A 17,969-nucleotide genomic window follows, 5' to 3' on the forward strand; every position below is an offset into this window, starting at 1 on the left:
AACCCTCGACTTCCGCAGCCCACATGTCATGCTGACCGAACTGATCAACGGTGTTGCACTAGCCACCTGAGACCACCCGTGAGCATGCGGCATGTTGTGGACACTCAACGTGGTCCGGCTGCGTGGGTCGCTTCCGACGGGGAGGCGGTGACGCCGGGTCGTCAGGGCGATCTCGACCGGGGGCTCCCGGCTTACCCTCGGAGGATGAGCCTCCCCCGCACCCTCACCCGCTGGCTGCTCGGTGCGGCGCTCGTCTTCACCGGCACCGCGCACCTCACGTTCGCGCGCGACGAGTTCGTCGCTCAGGTGCCGTCATGGCTTCCGCTTCCGGTCGACGTCACGGTCGTGGCATCCGGGGTCGTCGAAATCGCGCTCGGGCTCGCCCTTCTCGTCCTCCGCCGCCAGCGCGTTGCCGTCGGCTGGATCGTCGCGGCCTTCTTCGTCGCGATCTTCCCCGGCAATATCGAGCAGTTCGTCCGCGGGACCGACGCCTTCGGCCTCCACACCGACCTCGCCCGCGGCATCCGTCTGCTCTTCCAGCCCCTGCTGGTGATCTGGACCCTGTGGTCGACCGGAGCGTGGAAGGCCTGGCGAACGCGGCGACGAGCCCACGGCCGCTGAGGCGCGGTCGGGGGCTGACCTCCGCGTCGCGCGAGCACGCGTCCTGCGCCGCGGAGCGCGAGGTATGCTGCCGCCCGGGGACCGCGCCGGACTCACCTCGGTGAGTGACCACGAAACCCGGACGGAATCACGAACCGTCCGGCTGTCTTGGACACTCGACGCTGCCCGCGAGCAGAAGGAGGCGGATGCCGCGTGCGTCAGCCGCGCGCGGCCTCGGCCTGCAGCACGTCGACCAGCACGTCGAGGCCGCGGTGCGCGTCGGCGTCGCCGATGACGGCGGGCGGCACGACGTGCACGCGGTTCTCGGCGACGAAGCCGAGCACGCCCCGCTCGAGCATCGCGGCCTTGACCGCGCCGACGCGGGAGGTGGCCACCGGTTCGCGGGTGGCCGGGTCGGCGACGAGCTCGACGGCCCAGAACACGCCGCGGCCACGCACTTCGCCCACCAGCGGCGACTCCTCGGCCAGGGTGCGCAGCCGCGGTCCGATGACCTCGTCGCCGATGCGCCGGGCGTTCTCGATCACACCCTCGTCGGCCATCGCCTCCTGCGCGGCGACGATCGACGCCGCGGCGAGCGGGTGGCCCGAATACGTCAGTCCTCCCGGGAACACGCGGTCGTCGAACACCGCGGCGACGGCATCCGAGATCACCACGCCGCCGACGGGCACGTAGCCCGAGTTCACGCCCTTGGCGAAGGTGATGAGGTCGGGGTGCACGTCGAAGGCGTCGAACGCGAACCACTCCCCGGCGCGCGCGAAGCCCGCCATGACCTCGTCGAGGATGAGAAGGATGCCGTAGCGGTCGGCGATCTCGCGCACCCCGGCGAGGTAGCCGGGCGGGGGGACGAGGATGCCGGCGGTGCCGGGGATCGTCTCGAAGAGGAATGCCGCGATGGTGTCGGGTCCTTCTGCCTGCACGGTGCGCTCGAGGTGGCGGAGCGCCCGCTCGCACTCCTGCTCGGGCGTCTCGGCCCAGAACTCGGAGCGGTACAGGTACGGCCCGAAGACGTGGACGTGGCCGCGGGAGTACTCGTTCGGCATTCGTCGCCAGTCGCCCGTGGCGACGATGGCCGCTCCCGTGTTGCCGTGGTACGAGCGGTAGTGCGACACGACCTTGTCGCGGCCGGTGGTCAGGCGCGCCATGCGGATGGCGTTCTCGTTGGCATCCGCACCGCCGTTGGTGAAGAAGACCTTCGAGAAGCCCTGGGGTGCCCGTCTCAGCACCAGCTCGGCGGCGTGGGCGCGCATCTCGTGCGCGTGGGCGGGGGCGACCGTGGTCAGGTGAGCTGCCTGCTCCTGGATCGCGGCGACCACACGGGGATGCTGATGCCCGATGTTGACGTTGACCAGCATGCTCGAGAAGTCGAGGTAGCGGCGGCCGTCGGCATCCCACACCTCCACGCCCGAACCCCCGGCGAGGGGGAGGGGGGCGAGCGCGCCCTGCGCCGACCACGAGTGGAAGACGCTCGAGCGGTCGCGCTCGCTGATCTCGGCATTGCGGGTGGTCGTGAGGGGAGTCGCCATGTCACCAGTCTGCGTCCGGCCGCGGGCGAGCGGGGAGCGCGGATCTGTCGGTAATCTCGGGTGACGATCGACAGTTTGGCCAGCCATGCCCGCCACCCTCCGCGTCCTCCTCGACGACGACACTTTTCCGCTGCGCGTGCTGACGGCGCTCGACGACGGGGTCCTCGACCGGCCCGTGTCGTGGGTGCACAGCTCCGACCTGGGGGATCCGACCCCGTGGCTCGAACCCGGCAACCTCCTGCTCACCAACGGTGCCCAGTTCTCCGCCGAACCGGATGCCGATGAGGCCGCCGAGTACTGCCGGCGTCTGCGCGCTCACGGGGTCGTCGGCCTCGGGTTCGCGACCGACATCATCCACGACCGCGTGCCTCCGGCGGTCGTGCGGGCGGGGGAGGCCGTCGAGTTGCCGATCGTCGAGATCGCGGCACGGGCGCCGTTCATCCGCATCATCCGCTTCGTCGCCGACATCATCGCCGCGGATCGCGCCGCTCGCCTGTCGTGGCTTCTCGAGGCGCAGCGGGCGGTGGCGCGGGCGGCCGTGCGCGACGACGGTCTGCGCGAGATCCTGCACACGCTGTCCCACGTGCTCGGGGCATGGGTCGAGCTCTACGACGCCGTCGGCGGTCGGCTGTCATTGCCGGGCCTTCGCTCCGCGCCCGTCGGGGTCGAGGTCGAGGTCGGTCGCGACGTGCGGCGCCTGCTGGAACGCCGCACCGCGGCGAGTCTCACCGTTCCCGCGGCCGGCCACGCGCTGCTGCAGACCATCGGGCAGAGTTCCCGACTGCGCGGTGTGCTGGCGGTCGGGGGAGCGGAGCCGCTCGACCCCGCGGGTAAGGAACTGGTCGCGACCGTCGTCGCCCTCGCGAGTATCGCCCTCGAGCAGCAGAAGGGGCTGCAGACGTCGCTGCGCGGCGTGCGCGCGGGAGTCGTCGAGATGCTGCTCGACGGCCACGACGACACCGCTCGCCGCGTGGCCGATTCGGCGCTCGGAGGACTCCCCTCGGAGCCCTACCTGATCGGCGTCCTGCGCGGGGCGAGCGCAACGCCCGGACTGCTCGACGAGCTCGACCTCGTCTCGAGCGACCCGCGACGCCTGTTCTCGGCCGAACGCGGTGACGACGTGATCGTGCTGGTGGCCGAGGGCGCGGGCGACGCCCTGGCCGCGCTCGCCGAACGGCGCGGTCTGGCCGTCGGAACGGCCCGCCATGGCGAGGGCCACGACCTGGCCCCCGACTTCCGCCGGGCGGCGCAGGCGGCACGCGATGCCCCGCCCGGCACCGTGCGGGCATACGCGGACCTCGCCCGTCGAGGGCTGGTGGGGGCGCTCCGCGAGCGCGGCGGCGAGGTGCTCGCCCGCTCGCTCCTCGCGCCGCTCGATGCCCTTCCTCCCGCAGAGCGCCAGCGCCTGAGGGAGTCGGCGAGGGTGTGGCTGGATGCCAACGGCGCGTGGGACCCTGCTGCGCGAGCACTCGGCATCCACCGCCACACGCTGAGGGCGCGGCTCACGCAGCTCGAGGGGCTGCTCCGGCTCGACCTGTCGACCTTCGCCGCGCGCGCCGAGCTCTGGGCCGCGTTGGAGTTCTCCGCCGACGGCGCGTGATCACCTGCGGGGTCGCCTCGCGTGAGGAGCGAAAATCTGTCGCTGTGGTGCGATCCAGGCGACAGAAAGTGACCTCTCACGCGAGGAGGAAGCGGGGTCAGCTGTTCTGGGGGAAGCCGAGGTTGATGCCGCCGTGGGTGGCGGGGTCGAGCCAGCGACTGGTGACGGCTTTCTCTCGGGTGAAGAAGTCGAAGCCGTGCACGCCGTACGCCTTGGCGTCGCCGAAGAGGCTCTTCTTCCAGCCGCCGAACGAGTGGTACGCCACGGGCACGGGGATGGGCACGTTGATGCCGATCATGCCGACCTGCACCTCGTTCTGGAAGCGGCGGGCGGCGCCTCCGTCGTTGGTGAAGATGGCGGTGCCGTTGCCGAACTCGCCGCTGTTGATGAGCGCGAGGCCCTCGTCGTAGCTCTTCACGCGCACGACCGAGAGCACGGGGCCGAAGATCTCCTCGGTGTAGGCGCGGGATGACGTGGGCACGGCGTCCAGCAGGGTGGGTCCGAAGAAGAAGCCATCCTCGTGGCCGTCGACGGCGTGTCCGCGGCCGTCGACGACGACCCTGGCCCCGTCGGCCTCGGCGATGTCGACGTAGGACGAGACCTTGGCTCGGTGCTCGCCGCTGATGAGCGGGCCCATGTCGGGCTCGTCTACGGCGGCGCCGTTGCCGATCCTCAGCCGGGAGATGCGCTCGGTGACCTTCGCGATGAGGTCGTCGGCGACGGGTTCGACGGCCAGGACGACCGAGATCGCCATGCAGCGCTCGCCGGCCGCGCCGAAGCCGGCGTTGACCGCGGAGTCGGCCACCAGGTCGAGGTCGGCGTCCGGCAGCACGAGCATGTGGTTCTTGGCTCCGCCGAGCGCCTGGACGCGCTTGCCGTTCTTCGCGGCCGTCTCGTAGATGTACCGCGCGATGGGGGTCGAGCCCACGAACGAGATCGACTGCACGACCGGGCTGTTCAGCAGTCCGTCGACCGCGACCTTGTCACCCTGCAGCACGGTGAACGCCCCCTCGGGAAGACCCGCCTCCTTCCACAGCTGTGCGAGCCAGAGGGATGCCGAGGGGTCCTTCTCGCTGGGCTTGAGCACGACGGCGTTGCCCGCCGCCAGCGCGATGGGGAAGAACCACATCGGCACCATTGCCGGGAAGTTGAAGGGACTGATGACGCCGACGACCCCCAGCGGTTGCTTGAGCGAGTAGACGTCGACGCCGGTCGAGGCGTTCTCGCTGTACGCGCCCTTGATGAGGTGGGGGAATCCGGTGGCGAGCTCCACGACCTCCTGGCCGCGGGCGATCTCGCCCATGGCATCCGAGCGCACCTTCCCGTGCTCGGACGTGAGGATCTCGGCCAACTCGCCCTTGCGCGCGTTCAGCAACTCCCGGAACGCGAACAACACCCCCTGCCTCCGCGCGATGGAGTACTCGCTCCACACCTCGAAACCGCGCTGGGCGGACGCGATGGCCGCGTCGACCTCCGCCTCGTCCGCCAATGCGACGTGTGCTTGCACGGCGCCGGTGGCGGGGTTGTAGACGGGCGCGGTGCGGCCGGATGCCGACGGGGCGGCGGCGCCGTCGAACCAGTGCGCGATGACGGGGAGGTCGTTGTCGGTCATGGCTCCCAGTAAACGTCCGTTCGCGAGATCGCGCCGCTGACAATGCGGCGTCGCCGTCGCTGCCGGCGGGACAGATCGTCACGGCGCGAACACCGAGACCTTTCCTCACGCGTCGCGAGGCGACAGGGCGAAGAGATCCTCAAGGTTCTCCAAATTTTCCTCGAAAAACGGGAGAAGGAATGTCCGCCAACCGCGGTGCGTCCTGCGCGGCGCCTTACGCTCGCTGAGCCGCGAAACGAAAACTCGTCGTCAGTTGCGGCGGAGAAGAACCATCCCGCGGGGGGCGGATCGTTCAGCTGACGCTGACTCGGGCGGTGCAGAGGCCGTTTCGTTTTGCGTCCTGACGCGTTGCGCCCGAGCGCAATCCGGCAGTGAAGTGAGGGGCAAGCGTGACGTATTTCGAATCGGCGGTCAAGAGGCGCGTGGTGGGCCGCATCGCGCGGGCAGTGCAGGTCGAATCACGTGGCGGACGCGCATGAGCGAGCTGCGCAACCTCGGATACGACGACCTTCTCAATTGCTTCATGGTGGGCCCCCTCGTCGGCCTCACCCCCGAGCGGGCGCTCAGCGCCCTGGAGGACGTGGTGCGTTCTCCTCGTGGGGCGACGCTGCTTCGCGTGCGCACCCGCGGGCGGCGGTGGCGGCGCGTCGACCAACGCACCGCTCTCGCGGCCGCGGGGCGTAGCGTCGAGCGGGTCGAAGCGGCGCTCGACCGCTCGGCCGTGACCACCCACGTCCTGGAGAGACAGTTCCAGCCCGGGGAGCTGCCGGTGCGGCTGTTCGTCGCCGACGGGATGCTCGCCATGGGGTTCCCCCACAGCCTGTTCGACGGCACCGGCGCCACGGCCGTCGTGAACCTGGTGCTGGAGAAGCTCGGCGCCCCCGGAGCGGACACCCGCGCCGCCCTGCCATGGGCGAAGACGCCCCTGCGCGCGGCGCTGAAGAAGTTCGGGTTGCAGGGGGTGGCCGGCATCCGGTCCGCTCGAGAGACCTTCCGCACGCTGAACGCGCAGACCGAGACCGGCTATCAGCTGCCCCGCACGCTGACCAAGGCCGAGTCGATCGAGCGGACGCGGATGGTGTCGATGGTGCTGTCCGCCGACGCGGTGCGGGCGATCGCCAACACTCCGGAGAAGGCCGACGACGGACGGCGTCCGGCGCGCCCGCCGCTGTCGGTGAAATCCGCGAGCCTCGTTCTGCGGTGCCTGCGCGACAGCCTCCGGGAGGAGACCGACTTCCGTGTCGTGGTCCCCGTCGACGCCCGTCGCTGGGTGGCGAAGGGATTCGCCGTCGAGGGGAACTTCGCGCCCTCCTTGCCCATGGGGCGCCTGCGGGTCGACGACTGGAGCGCGACGGCCCTGGCCGAGCGCATCTCGGCGGTGAGCAAGGCGGGCACGCCCGTCGCCTGGTTGCTCGCCACCGCGCTGAGCACGCTGAAGAACACCGTGCGTCACCCCGTTGCCGCCCGGCGCTCGCGGGGCGTGACGCCGCGGGTGCCCCTCGAGATCCACGTCTCGCTGACGACGACCGAGGTCGCCGTCTCCGAGACACTGATGCCACGCGTGGAGGACGACACTTTCGTCGGCGGCATGGCGGCGCACCTGCGCCTGCCGCTGGGGGTGTGGGCGGAGATCGCCCCCGTGCGGGGCTGCCTGCACGTCGTCGTCCGCGACGAGACGGGGCTCTTCGACCTCGAAGGGTTCGAACAGCGCCTGCGCGCGATGATCGCTTCCGCCCCGGAGGCGGGTGATGGTCCCGTCCCCCGTGTCGGCGACGTGGCTTCCTCCGCAGCGGCTGATCATCCTCGTCGGGGAGCGCGCCACGTCGGATCGCCCACCCGGCCGACGGTCCGGTCGAACGCGTGAGTGCGGCGTAGGAGAGGGGACGGCTCGGCGAGGTCGGGGGCCCGGGAGTCGTCCCTGGGAAGCTCTTGTGCGAGGCATCCTGAGTTTGAGAACGATTATCAACGGCGATACCGTGTACCCATGACCCGTCGCCTTCTCGCCCCCGTCGTCCTCGGAGCCGCCTCCGTTCTCGCGCTCGCCGGTTGTGCCGGTGGTGCACCCGCCGCGACCGGCTCCGGCTCCGCCGACGGCGACCGGGTCGCGGTCGTGGCATCCACCGACGTCTACGGCTCGATCGCCGAGGCGATCGGAGGCGACTTCGTCGACGTCACCTCGGTCATCACGTCGGCGTCGCAGGACCCGCACGAGTACGAAGCCAGTGCGCAGGACCAGCTCACCCTGAAGAACGCCGGCCTCGTGATCGAGAACGGCGGCGGCTACGACTCGTTCATGGAGTCGCTGATCGAGGCCAGCGGCACGACCGCCCCCGTCATCACGGCCGTGGAGTTCAACCACGACTATCCGGGTGCGGCGTCGCACGATGAGGCGCACGCCGATGAGGCGAGCCCGGCGGCCAGTGAGAGCGCCGACGCGCACGCCGAGGGTGAAACCCACGCCGAGGGCGATGGGCACGACCACATCGAGGGCTTCAACGAGCACGTCTGGTACGACCCGCACACCGTCGAAGACCTCGCGAAGGACATCGCCGAGCACCTCGGCGAGCTCGCTCCGGACCACGCGGCCGACTTCACGGCCAACGCCGACGCGTTCGTGGAACAGATCGCCGGCCTCGAAGACTCCCTCGGCCAGATCGAGGCGACGGATGCCGGGGCGAAGGTGTTCGTGACGGAGCCGGTGCCCGTGTACCTGATCGACGCGGCCGGACTCGAGAACGCGACCCCGAACGAGTTCAGCGAGTCGGTCGAGGAGGGCCAGGACGTGCCGCCCGCCACCCTGCTGGAGTCGCTGCAGCTTCTGGACTCGGGCGAGATCCGCCTCATGATCGTCAACCCGCAGACCGGCGGCGCCGAGACCACGCAGGTCGAAGACGAGGCCACGGCCAAGAACATTCCGGTGATCGAGTTCACCGAAACGCTGCCCGAGGGTCAGACTTACATCTCGTGGATGCAGAGCAACATCTCGGCGCTGTCCGACGCCCTGGCAGCGTGAACGCCGCGGCACCGCTGCGCATCCGCGGTGCCGCCCTCGAGCGGGGCGGTGAAGAGCTGTGGTCGGGACTCGACTTCGAGGTCGCCCCCGGCGAGCTCGTCGCGATCCTCGGGCCCAGCGGCTCGGGCAAGACCACTCTGCTGCGCGCCATCCTCGGTCTCGAGCGCCTCAGCGCCGGGTCGATCGAGGCGCTCGGCACGCCCGTGCGTCGTGCGGGCAATCGCCGGATCGGCTACATCCCCCAGCAGCGCCCGCTGCCGCGAGAGACGCCGCTGCGCGGACGCGACATCGTCGGTCTCGGCGTCGACGGGCACCGCCTCGGCCTGCCGCTGTCACGTAGGAAGGACCGCGCGCGCATCGACGAACTCCTCGAGGCCGTGGGCGCCACGGAGTTCGGCGACCGGCCGGTCGGACTGCTCTCGGGCGGGGAGCAGCAGCGGCTCCGCGTGGGCCAGGCCCTCGCCGACGACCCCGCCCTGCTGCTGTGCGACGAGCCGCTGACGAGCCTCGACCTGGCCAACCAGCAGGCCGTCGTCCGCCTGATCGACCGTCACCGGCGCGAACGCGACGCCGCGGTGCTGCTCGTGACGCACGACATCAACCCCGTGCTCTCGCGCGTGAACCGCATCCTCTACATCGCCCACGGCCGTTTCACCCTGGGCACCCCCGACGAGGTGCTGACGACAGAGACGTTGAGCGCCCTCTACGGCGCCCCCGTCTACGTCGTGCGCGCGGGCGGTCAGCTCATCGTCGTCGGTGCTCCGGATGCCGATGAGGCCCACCACCATCACCACGACGAGGACGACGCATGAACTGGTCCGACGTCGGCGACGCCCTCTTCGGCGGGGTGAGCCAGTACGGCGCCATCCTCGAGCTCGTGCAGAACTCCGTCTACGCCGGAGCCGTGCTGGGCCTGGTCGGCGGACTCATCGGCGTCTTCGTCATGCAGCGCGACATGGCCTTCGCCGTACACGGCATCAGCGAGCTGTCGTTCGCGGGGGCCGCGGTCGCCCTGCTCATCGGCGTCGACGTGGTCTCGGGCTCGATCGTCGGTTCGCTGATCGCGGCGGCGCTCATCGGCCTGCTCGGCGCCCGCGCGCGCGACCGCAACTCGATCATCGGCGTGCTCATGCCCTTCGGTCTGGGTGTCGGCATCCTGTGCCTGTCGCTGTACAACGGCCGCAGCGCCACCCGTTTCAGCCTGCTGACCGGTCAGATCGTGTCGGTGCAGAGCGAGCAGCTCGGCTGGCTGGTCGTCATCGGCGTGGCGGTCCTCGCCGCCCTCCTGCTGATCTGGCGTCCGCTGCGCTTCGATTCGCTCGACCCGCAGTCCGCGGCCGCTCGGGGTGTGCCCACGACGGCGGTGTCGCTGGCGTTCATGCTGCTGCTCGGGCTCATCGTCGCCGTCGCGGTGCACATCATCGGCGCACTCCTGGTGATGGCTCTGCTCGTGACCCCCGCGGCGGCGGCGATGCGGGTGGCCTCCGGCCCGCTGTCGGTGCCGCTGCTGGCAGCGCTGTTCGGCTTCGTGTCCGCCGTCGGCGGCGTACTGCTCGCCGTCGCCGGCACGCTGCCGGTGAGCCCGTACATCACCACCATCTCGTTCGCGATCTACCTCGTCTGCCGGCTCGTCGGTGCGCGGCGCGATCGTACCACCCGGGCGCTCTGACGGGGCCCGGCGGCGGCGTGCCGGACGGTCCGATCGGGGCGGCCACCGCGGGGAACGCCTCGCATGACGCCCAGCCGATTCACCGATCGCCTCGATAGACTCGCCGACATGGTCCAGCGCAACACGTGGCAGCGCGAGCGCGTGCGCGAAGCCCTGTCGGGAGCCGGCGGCTTCGTCAGTGCGCAGGCCCTGCACGCCACCCTGCGCGACGAGAACACCGGCATCGGCCTGGCCACCGTGTACCGCACGCTCGCCGGCCTCGCGGCCAAGGGCGACGCCGACTCCCTGCAGAGCCCCGAGGGTGAGAACCTCTTCCGCGCGTGCGAGACCCGCGGACACCACCACCACTTGATCTGTCGCTCGTGCGGCAAGGCGGTCGAGATCGCCGCGACAGACGTCGAGGACTGGGCGAAGCGCACCGCCGCCCAGCACGGCTTCAGCGAAGCCGAGCACGTCGTCGACATCTTCGGCATCTGCACCGATTGCGCCCAGGCCCGGGCTCGCGAGCGTGGCGACGAGTAGTCGCACCGCGACGCCGTCGCCGCCGCGTACCGGCGCCTCCCGCACGATCGGCGCGCTCGGCCTGGGGGTCGCCGTCGTCACGGGCCTGTTCCTGATCGACGCGTTCGCGCCCACGTTCTTCGCGGAGTCCCTGCCGACCCGAGCCCAAGACGGTCTGACGCTGTCGCTGAGCGTCCTCATCGAGTCGCTGCCGTTCGTCGTGCTGGGTGTGGTGCTGTCGATCATCGTGCAGGTCTGGGTGCCACCCGGGGCGATCGAGAGATGGATGCCGCGCGCGCCGTGGGCGCGCCGGGCGGTGCTGTCGCTGCTGGGCATGTTCATCCCCGTCTGCGAGTGCGGCAACGTGCCGTTCGCCCGTGGTCTGCTCATGCGCGGTTTCGGCGTCTCCGACACGCTGACCTTCCTGGTCGCTGCCCCGATCGTCAACCCGATCGTCATCATCTCCACGCACGCGGCGTTCGGGTTCAGCGACGGCATCCTGGTCGCGCGCCTGATCGGCGGCTACCTCGTCGCCAACCTCATCGGCTGGCTGTACAGCCGGCATCCCGATCCCGACAAGCTGCTCACCGAGCGCTTCCTGGCCACCTGCGAGATCGTCGTGCAGGAGCGCGGCAACCGCGGTCGGCGCACCCTGGCCCAGTTCGTCGTCGAGCTGCGCTCGGTCATGCCGGCGCTCATCATCGGCTCGCTGCTGGCGGGTGCGGTGCAGGTGCTCGTGCCCCGCAGCGCCCTGCTGGCGATCGGGTCCGACCCGGCGCTCTCGATCGCCGCGATGATGCTGCTGGCGATCGTGGTGTCGCTGTGCTCGAACGTCGACGCGTTCTTCGCCCTCTCCTTCGCCTCGACCTTCACGCCGGGGTCGATCGTCGCCTTCCTCGTCGTCGGGCCGATCATCGACCTCAAGATGATGGCGCTGCTGCGCACGACCTTCACCACCCGCGTCCTCGCGGGGATGACGGTGGTCGTGGTGTTGTTCGCCTTCGCCCTCGGAACGGTGGTGAACCTCCTTGTCTAGATCGGGTGCCCTCGCCACGCGGTGGCTCGGCGTCGGCCTCGCGGCCTGCCTGTCGATCACCACGATCGCGTTGTGGGTCAGCGGACGCATGTCGCTGTACATCAACCCCGACTCGGCGTGGTTCGCCGTCGGAATGTCGGTCGTCCTGCTCGTCGGGGCGGTCGCCTCGTTCGCGCTGCCCCTCGGGGCCGAGGCCGACCACGGACACGACCACGAGCACGGTCACGCCCCGGCCGCGGCATCCGCCCGCCGCGAGGCGTTCGCCCATGCCGACCACGACCACACCGATCCCGTCGACGACCACGACCACGCGGCGCACGACCACCTCGCCGCCCGTCCCCGCCTGACTCCGTCGGGGATCGCCGCCTTCACCGGCGGGGTGCTCGCCTCGGGTGCGGTGATCGCCGTGCTGCTGACGCCGGCGGCGTCGCTCTCGACCGAGCTCGCCGTCTCGCGCGACGTGGGGGCGCCTCCGCTGTTCGCGGGCTCCGACGTCATCACTCTTGCGGCTTCGAGCGACACCGCGCAGTTCGGCATCGGCGACTGGTCGGCCGTGTTCGCCCACGCGACCAACCCGGAGACCTTCGACGGCAAGCCCGTCACCCTGACGGGGTTCATCACCCCGGGTGCCGGGGGCGCGAGCTTCGACCTCACGCGTCTGGTCATCACGCACTGCGTCATCGACGCGCAGACCGCTCGTCTTCCCATCGCCGCGGCGGGCACCGTTCCGGCGACCGGGCAGTGGGTCACGGTCACCGGTACGGTGCGATCGAGCGGCGACGGCGCGCTGGAGGTGCACGCCGAGCAGGTGGCGTCCATCGACGAACCGGCGGACCCGTATGAATACTGACTCGCGCCGATCGCGCGCCCGGAAGAGGCGCGGACGCGGGTTCGCGGTCGCCTTCGTCGCGGTCCTCGCAGCCCTCGCCGTCGTCGGCGGTGTCGGGGGCGTCGTCGCGGTGGCGCAGGGACCCCGGGTCACCGACGTGCAGGTCGATCCCGCGGCCGCGGTGGCGGCATCCGGATCGCGCGTCATCCTCACCACGACGCAATCGCTGCAGACCGTGGACGCCGCGCAGGTCTCGGTGGAGCCGGCGATGCCGTTCACCGTCGACACGGCGGGCCGGAGCGTCGGCGTGCGTTTCGCCCTGCCGCTGCGCGACGACACCGACTACCGCATCACCGTGAACGGGGTGAGCGGTCTGGGCGCGGGCCCGTCGTCGACGCTCACCGAGACGTTCCGCACGCCCTCGCTGCAGGCGTACCTGATGCAGCGCGGAACCCCCGAGGGTGACACGATCTTCCGCACCGATCTGAAGGGCGAGGCGGGGTTGCCGATCTTCGTGCACCCGCACATCGAGGACTATCGCGCCACGGCGAACCATCTCGTCATCTCGGTGCGCGACGGCGACACCGCGCGGGTGATCGTCACCGACGCCGACGGCCAGAACGCCCGTGACGTCGCCCTCCCCGGACCGGGCTTCGTCAGCAACCTGCAGTCGGCCGACCGGGGCGAACGCATCGGCTTCACCTTCTCGGATGCCGACCTGAGCGCCGCCGGGGGTCGCGAGAGTCGTCTGTTCACGATGTCGGCCGCCGACGACGCGCCCCCCACCGAGGTGGGGTTGAACGGCGGGGATGTGCGCATCGCCGACTACCGGTTCGTGCCCGACACCGACAGCATGCTCGTCCTGACCTTCGATTCACGCCTGCTGCTGACCGACGCAGAGGGCGGCAACGCCGCTCCCCTGGGCAGCGCGGTCTCGATCGACGGGATCGCCCGCGGTTCCTCGGTCGCTGTCGTCGAGCGACTCGAGGGGATCCGCGAGGTCGACCTCACCGACGGGTCGGAGCGGGCCCTCGTGCAGCCCGTCGATCCGCCGGGCCTGACCGGTCGCGCCACCCCCGTTCCGGGGACGGATGCCGGCACGATCCGCTCGTTTGCCGACATCAGCGCCGACGGGGTCTCGCGCTCGACGACCGTCGCCCATGTCGACGCGGCCGGTGCGGTGCGACCGCTCCTGGAGGTGCCCGGCGCGGACACGGTGCTGCAGACGTGCGTCTCTCCGAGCGGCCGCTACACGGCGGTGCTCGTCGCCCCCCGGGCCGTCGACAATCCGTTCGACCGCTACCAGCTGCCCCTGCCCGAGCGTCTTCTCACCCACCTGGTGGAGGTGGACACCGGTCAGGAGGTCGTGGCGCTCCAGGGCTTCGACCTGTCGTGGTGCCAGGTGCCTCCGCAGTGACGCGCCCGGCGACGCGCGACGACCTGTCCGCGCTGCCCGTCGAGGTGGCGCCCCGGCTGCTCGGCGCTCTCCTGGAGACGGTCGTCGGAGGGGAGCGCGTGGTCGTGCGTCTCACGGAGGTCGAGGCGTATCACGGGCGCGGCACGGGTGACCGGCCCGACCCGGGCTCGCACGCGCGGATGGGGCCGACCGCACGCAACGCCACCATGTGGGGCGAACCCGGGCACCTCTACGTGTACCTGAGTCACGGCATCCATTCGTGCGTCAACGTCGTCTGCGGGCCCGACGGGATCGCCGGCGGGGTGCTGCTGCGCGGCGCGGAGGTGACCGAGGGGGCCGAGGTGGCCGAGCGGCGACGTCTCGAGCGGCGCGGCGCCGTGCGATCGCCCCGAGACCTGGCCCGGGGGCCGGGGCGCCTCGGCGACGCCGTGGGCCTTCGGCATCCGGTGCACGACGGGATCGATGCGATCACGGGGGAGGAGCAGTCGGGCGCTCGGGCGCGGCTGCTGCTGCCGGCCGAGCCGGTCGCGGTCGTGGCGGCGGGACCGCGCGTCGGCGTCGCCGGGGTCGCGGGGACCGACGCGTTCCCGTGGCGCTTCTGGATCGAGGGGGACGCCACGGTGTCGGTGTTCCGCTGGGGCCGCGGTGCCGCGGAGGTGGCGGGGCGCTGAGGGTTCCGGTGCCTTCGACGGCTCACCGACGTCGGCCGCCGCGGCGTAATCTCGGTGATCTGCGTGATGTCAGTCGCATCCGGCGTGAGGTGACCGAGTGTGTGCAGATTGCCGACATTGTGCTGTCGCAGGGCGCAGGGCGCAGGGCGCAGGGCGCAGGGCGCGGGGCGCGGGGCGCGGGGCGCAGGGCGCAGGGCGCAGGGCGCGCGGCGTGAGGTGGCTGAGCCTGTCGAAGCCACCGGTGGCTGCGGGGGGCCGGTCCCCTCGATAGCCTCAGGGGCCTCGATTCGATGACCTGATCGGTCGAGGCGACCCTTCGACGGGCTCGGGGTAGGCAAGCCGCCCGTGCTAGACTGACCCCTTGTCTGCGCGCACTCCAGCACGCAGTTCGCATCCCTTCTCCCGATCGTGGCTTTTCGCCGTGCTCGGACGGGGTGCAGACAAGGGATCTTGGGTGGCACCGTCCGGTGTCACGGTACAGAAGGAGACATCACCATGGCAGCAGTGTGCCAGGTGACTGGAGCGGTTCCCGGCTTCGGTCACAACATCTCGCACTCGCACCGCCGGACGAAGCGCCGCTTCGACCCGAACGTGCAGAAGAAGACCTACTTCGTTCCGTCGCTGGGTCGCAACATCAAGCTCAACGTTTCGGCGAAGGGCATCAAGGTCATCGACGTCCGCGGCATCGAGTCCGTCGTCCGTGACCTGCAGTCGAAGGGCGTGAAGCTGTAATGGCGAAGAAGGCTCAGGACGTCCGTCCGATCATCAAGCTGCGTTCGACCGCCGGCACGGGGTACACCTACGTGACGCGCAAGAACCGCCGCAACAACCCCGACCGCATCGTGCTGAAGAAGTACGACCCCGTGGTCCGTAAGCACGTCGACTTCCGAGAGGAGCGCTAAGCACATGGCCAAGAAGAGCAAGATCGCGCGCAACGAGCAGCGCAAGGTCGTCGTCGAGCGCTGGGCGACGAAGCGCGCCGAGCTGAAGAAGACCCTGGTCGACCCGACCGCCACCGACGAGGCCCGCGAGGCCGCCCGCGTGGGACTGCAGAAGCTCCCCCGCAACGCCTCGCCCGCCCGCGTGCGCAGCCGCGACGTCATCGACGGGCGCCCCCGCGGCGTCCTCACGAAGTTCGGCGTCTCGCGCGTCCGCTTCCGTGACATGGCCCACCGTGGCGAGCTGCCCGGTGTGACCAAGTCGAGCTGGTAAGCACCAGACACCCGTAGAGAGGGCGGGGGTTCCGAGAGGAGCCCTCGCCCTTCGTCGTTCCCCGCCGGCCTCAGGCGCTGAGCATCTCCACGGCCTCGGCGCGGCCGGCGACTCCGAGCTTCTGGTAGATGGAGCGCACCTGGGTCTTGACGGTGTTGAGCGAGACACCCCGCTCGCGCGCGATGTCCGTGAGGCTCAGCGACCGCAGCAGCAGTTCGGCGGTGGCGGTCTCGATCGGAGTGAGCTTGGCCGCGGAGAGCGGGGAGTGCGTCTCGGCGTCCGGGGTCGCCACGCGCGCCAGCGCCGCGTGCAGGTACGGCAGGACGTCGGCGAGCTCGGGGTCTTCGAGGGCGACGGCGTCCATCAGTGCCCGTGTCTCTTCGTGGGGGAGCATGAGGAACGGCGTCGCCGAAGAGCCCGTGCGCACGATGAGACGGAGAGCGGTCTCCATGCTCTGGTGCGCTCGTCGGGTGAAACCGAGGCGGTTGAGTGCCAACGCGCGTCGCACGAGGAGGGGAGTCAGGGTGCGCAGGCAGTGGTCCGCCTCGGATGCCACGCACGCGTCGGTCTCGATCAGCAGCTCACGGTCGCGCCCGAGACGCAGGAGCGCAGCGGAGCGTTGCATCGAGAAGCAGATGCCGTGGCCCTCCGGCGTCTCGCACGTTTCGAGGGTCGACAGTGCTTCGCGGTACTCACCCTGCGCGACCAGGATGTCGGAAAGGACGCTGACCAGGAAGTGCCGCATCATGCGGTGGCTGCTGAGCCGTCGGCTCCCGTGCAGGAGCCGGCGGGCTTCGGCGCGACCCGCCCCGAGATCGCGACGGAACATCATCGCCATCACCTCGATCGCCCGCGCGGAGTATCCCCAGTACGGGTCGTCGGGTTGCACGCGCCTCATCTCCGACGCGGCGTCGAGCAGACGTCCGATATCCAGCAGGGAAGACGCGATGAGAGCCTCCGCGAGCAGGAGCAGGTAGGCCGTCTCGGGTGCAGCCCACTCCCGGGCGACGAACAGCTCGGTGGCCGCGGCGCGGGCGGCCTCACCCGTCACGTATTCGCCGTTGAGGGCGTGGCCGAGGGCGCTCACCGAGAGGGCTCGATAGCGCGTCTCGTCGGTGTCGGCGAACAGGAGCGCCTCGGCGCCGAACCGCGCACCCACCTGGGGCCAGCCGATCGCGTTGCAGTATTCGCCCACACTCGCGCACAACTGTGATCGCGCCCCGGATGACAGTGAGGCGGGTCGGTTCAGCCGGACGTCGTCGAAGTAGCGCGCGATGACGGCCGCCCCGTCGGACAGTGCATCGCGCCGCGCGCGAGCGGCCAGACGTGCCGCGAGGGAGCGGGCCGTCGTGTCCGTCCAGAGGGCGGGCGGGTCGGGGAGTTCCGCCTCGGAGAGCAGGGCGAGGTGGCGTGCGGTGGGGACGCCGTGGCCGGGGAGGAGGCGCAGAGCCGTCGTCGCGGCGGCGGCGCGGAGGGCGGCGCGTGCCTCTATCGAGGCGGGCGTTCCCGGCATCGTCCCTCCTAGGTGAGTACCGTCAGCGGGTGAGTTCTTTCCGGGCTTCGGGTGCCCGCGAACTCATGCGGCACATCATACTTCCGCCGTGGTACGTCAAAAGCGGGTGAGAGCGGAGGTGTGGAGAACGCCCGGCGTACTCCGTCCAGAATCGCCCGCCGACCCCGCTGACTTAACCCGATCGGTGCGCCCGAGGCCGAGTATCCGCCCCGTGTGGCCCGCAGCCGTGGCGCCGACGCTCGCGGGGGACCAGGGGGTCGATTCGGCCCCCTCCTCACCTTCCGCACCGCGACACGCGGCGGAGAACGGGTCGAAATAGGTCAGAATCCGCGTGATTCCGCGGTTCGGTTGATACTGTCGAGGCGGTCTCCCGACCACCGAGGAGGATCCCTCCTCGTCCGAGTAACGAGAGACGGCTTTCGCCGCCGTCTGGAGGACAACCACATGGCCGACAAGTCCATCACCAAGACCGAGCTCGTCGCGAGCATCGCCAGCGCGACCGGGCAGAGCCAGTCCGCCGTGTCGGGCGTGCTCGACTCCCTCTTCTCCACCGTCTCCGAGGCGGTCGCCAAGGGCAGCAAGGTTTCGATCCCCGGCTGGATCGCCTTCGAGCAGGTCGCGACGTCCGCTCGCACGGGCCGCAACCCGCAGACGGGTGAGGAGATCTCCATCCCCGCCGGCAAGCGCGTCAAGGTCACCGCGGGCTCCAAGCTCAAGGCCGCCGTCAAGTAAGACGACGTCTCGCGTGCGAC

General features: G+C 70.6%; 18 protein-coding genes. 15 read left to right on the forward strand and 3 right to left on the reverse strand.

What is annotated here, in order from left to right; translation table 11 throughout:
- Positions 1 to 204 precede the first annotated feature (204 nt).
- Complete coding sequence (locus MT347_RS15925; protein WP_243502330.1) at positions 205 to 621, forward strand: hypothetical protein; 417 nt, start codon at positions 205 to 207, stop codon at positions 619 to 621.
- A 197-nt stretch (positions 622 to 818) separates the two neighbouring features.
- On the opposite strand, the gene MT347_RS15930 is transcribed toward MT347_RS15925, so the two are convergent.
- Entirely contained in the window at positions 819 to 2,144 is a 1,326-nt protein-coding gene (locus MT347_RS15930; protein ID WP_243502332.1) for an aspartate aminotransferase family protein, read from the reverse strand.
- An 85-nt stretch (positions 2,145 to 2,229) separates the two neighbouring features.
- Here MT347_RS15930 and MT347_RS15935 point away from each other — a divergent pair, with 85 nt between their 5' ends.
- Positions 2,230 to 3,744 (forward strand): PucR family transcriptional regulator, encoded by a 1,515-nt coding sequence (locus MT347_RS15935; RefSeq protein WP_243502334.1) that lies wholly within the window; start codon positions 2,230 to 2,232, stop codon positions 3,742 to 3,744.
- 97 nt (positions 3,745 to 3,841) lie between these two features.
- Here the strand turns inward: MT347_RS15935 and MT347_RS15940 are convergent, their stop codons facing one another.
- A complete protein-coding gene (locus MT347_RS15940; RefSeq protein ID WP_243502336.1) occupies positions 3,842 to 5,356 on the reverse strand; it encodes a CoA-acylating methylmalonate-semialdehyde dehydrogenase in 1,515 nt (504 codons plus the stop codon).
- 475 nt (positions 5,357 to 5,831) lie between these two features.
- Between MT347_RS15940 and MT347_RS15945 the strand changes: the two genes are divergently transcribed.
- The 12 genes from MT347_RS15945 (at position 5,832) to rpsN (ending at position 15,704) form a co-directional block, all read left to right on the forward strand.
- Positions 5,832 to 7,220 (forward strand): hypothetical protein, encoded by a 1,389-nt coding sequence (locus tag MT347_RS15945; protein ID WP_243502337.1) that lies wholly within the window; start codon positions 5,832 to 5,834, stop codon positions 7,218 to 7,220.
- A gap of 120 nt (positions 7,221 to 7,340) precedes the next feature.
- A complete protein-coding gene (locus tag MT347_RS15950; protein ID WP_243502339.1) occupies positions 7,341 to 8,369 on the forward strand; it encodes a metal ABC transporter solute-binding protein, Zn/Mn family in 1,029 nt (342 codons plus the stop codon).
- Positions 8,366 to 9,181 carry a metal ABC transporter ATP-binding protein gene (locus tag MT347_RS15955; protein ID WP_243502341.1) on the forward strand — a complete coding sequence of 272 codons (816 nt, stop codon included), beginning with the start codon at positions 8,366 to 8,368 and terminating at the stop codon, positions 9,179 to 9,181. Before MT347_RS15950 ends, MT347_RS15955 begins: the two co-directional genes overlap by 4 nt.
- On the forward strand, positions 9,178 to 10,038 hold the full coding sequence (locus MT347_RS15960) for a metal ABC transporter permease (RefSeq protein ID WP_243502342.1): 861 nt from the start codon (positions 9,178 to 9,180) through the stop codon (positions 10,036 to 10,038). Before MT347_RS15955 ends, MT347_RS15960 begins: the two co-directional genes overlap by 4 nt.
- 108 nt (positions 10,039 to 10,146) lie before the next feature.
- A complete protein-coding gene (locus tag MT347_RS15965; protein WP_243502344.1) occupies positions 10,147 to 10,560 on the forward strand; it encodes a Fur family transcriptional regulator in 414 nt (137 codons plus the stop codon).
- Complete coding sequence (locus tag MT347_RS15970; protein ID WP_243502346.1) at positions 10,547 to 11,575, forward strand: permease; 1,029 nt, start codon at positions 10,547 to 10,549, stop codon at positions 11,573 to 11,575. The genes MT347_RS15965 and MT347_RS15970 overlap by 14 nt, the downstream gene beginning before the upstream one ends.
- Positions 11,568 to 12,425 carry a DUF1980 domain-containing protein gene (locus MT347_RS15975; RefSeq protein ID WP_243502348.1) on the forward strand — a complete coding sequence of 286 codons (858 nt, stop codon included), beginning with the start codon at positions 11,568 to 11,570 and terminating at the stop codon, positions 12,423 to 12,425. Before MT347_RS15970 ends, MT347_RS15975 begins: the two co-directional genes overlap by 8 nt.
- Positions 12,415 to 13,821 carry a hypothetical protein gene (locus MT347_RS15980; protein ID WP_243502350.1) on the forward strand — a complete coding sequence of 469 codons (1,407 nt, stop codon included), beginning with the start codon at positions 12,415 to 12,417 and terminating at the stop codon, positions 13,819 to 13,821. The genes MT347_RS15975 and MT347_RS15980 overlap by 11 nt, the downstream gene beginning before the upstream one ends.
- On the forward strand, positions 13,818 to 14,492 hold the full coding sequence (locus tag MT347_RS15985; RefSeq protein ID WP_243502352.1) for a DNA-3-methyladenine glycosylase: 675 nt from the start codon (positions 13,818 to 13,820) through the stop codon (positions 14,490 to 14,492). The genes MT347_RS15980 and MT347_RS15985 overlap by 4 nt, the downstream gene beginning before the upstream one ends.
- 495 nt (positions 14,493 to 14,987) lie before the next feature.
- Positions 14,988 to 15,224 carry a 50S ribosomal protein L28 gene (gene rpmB, locus MT347_RS15990; RefSeq protein ID WP_243502354.1) on the forward strand — a complete coding sequence of 79 codons (237 nt, stop codon included), beginning with the start codon at positions 14,988 to 14,990 and terminating at the stop codon, positions 15,222 to 15,224.
- Positions 15,224 to 15,394 carry a 50S ribosomal protein L33 gene (gene rpmG / locus MT347_RS15995; RefSeq protein ID WP_013584775.1) on the forward strand — a complete coding sequence of 57 codons (171 nt, stop codon included), beginning with the start codon at positions 15,224 to 15,226 and terminating at the stop codon, positions 15,392 to 15,394. Before rpmB ends, rpmG begins: the two co-directional genes overlap by 1 nt.
- A 4-nt stretch (positions 15,395 to 15,398) precedes the next feature.
- Entirely contained in the window at positions 15,399 to 15,704 is a 306-nt protein-coding gene (gene rpsN / locus MT347_RS16000; protein ID WP_055832510.1) for a 30S ribosomal protein S14, read from the forward strand.
- 70 nt (positions 15,705 to 15,774) lie between these two features.
- Here rpsN and MT347_RS16005 read toward each other — a convergent pair whose 3' ends face one another.
- Positions 15,775 to 17,217: a LuxR family transcriptional regulator gene (locus MT347_RS16005; RefSeq protein ID WP_243502355.1), complete on the reverse strand. Its 1,443-nt coding sequence runs from the start codon at positions 17,215 to 17,217 to the stop codon at positions 15,775 to 15,777.
- 444 nt (positions 17,218 to 17,661) lie between these two features.
- On the opposite strand from MT347_RS16005, the gene MT347_RS16010 reads away from it, so the two are divergent.
- The gene (locus MT347_RS16010; RefSeq protein ID WP_013584778.1) at positions 17,662 to 17,949 is read left to right on the forward strand and encodes an HU family DNA-binding protein; all 288 of its coding nucleotides are present in this window, start codon (positions 17,662 to 17,664) and stop codon (positions 17,947 to 17,949) included.
- The last annotated feature ends 20 nt before the right edge of the window (positions 17,950 to 17,969 follow it).

It is taken from the genome of Microbacterium sp. VKM Ac-2923 (assembly GCF_022815605.1).
Classification (GTDB): domain Bacteria; phylum Actinomycetota; class Actinomycetes; order Actinomycetales; family Microbacteriaceae; genus Microbacterium.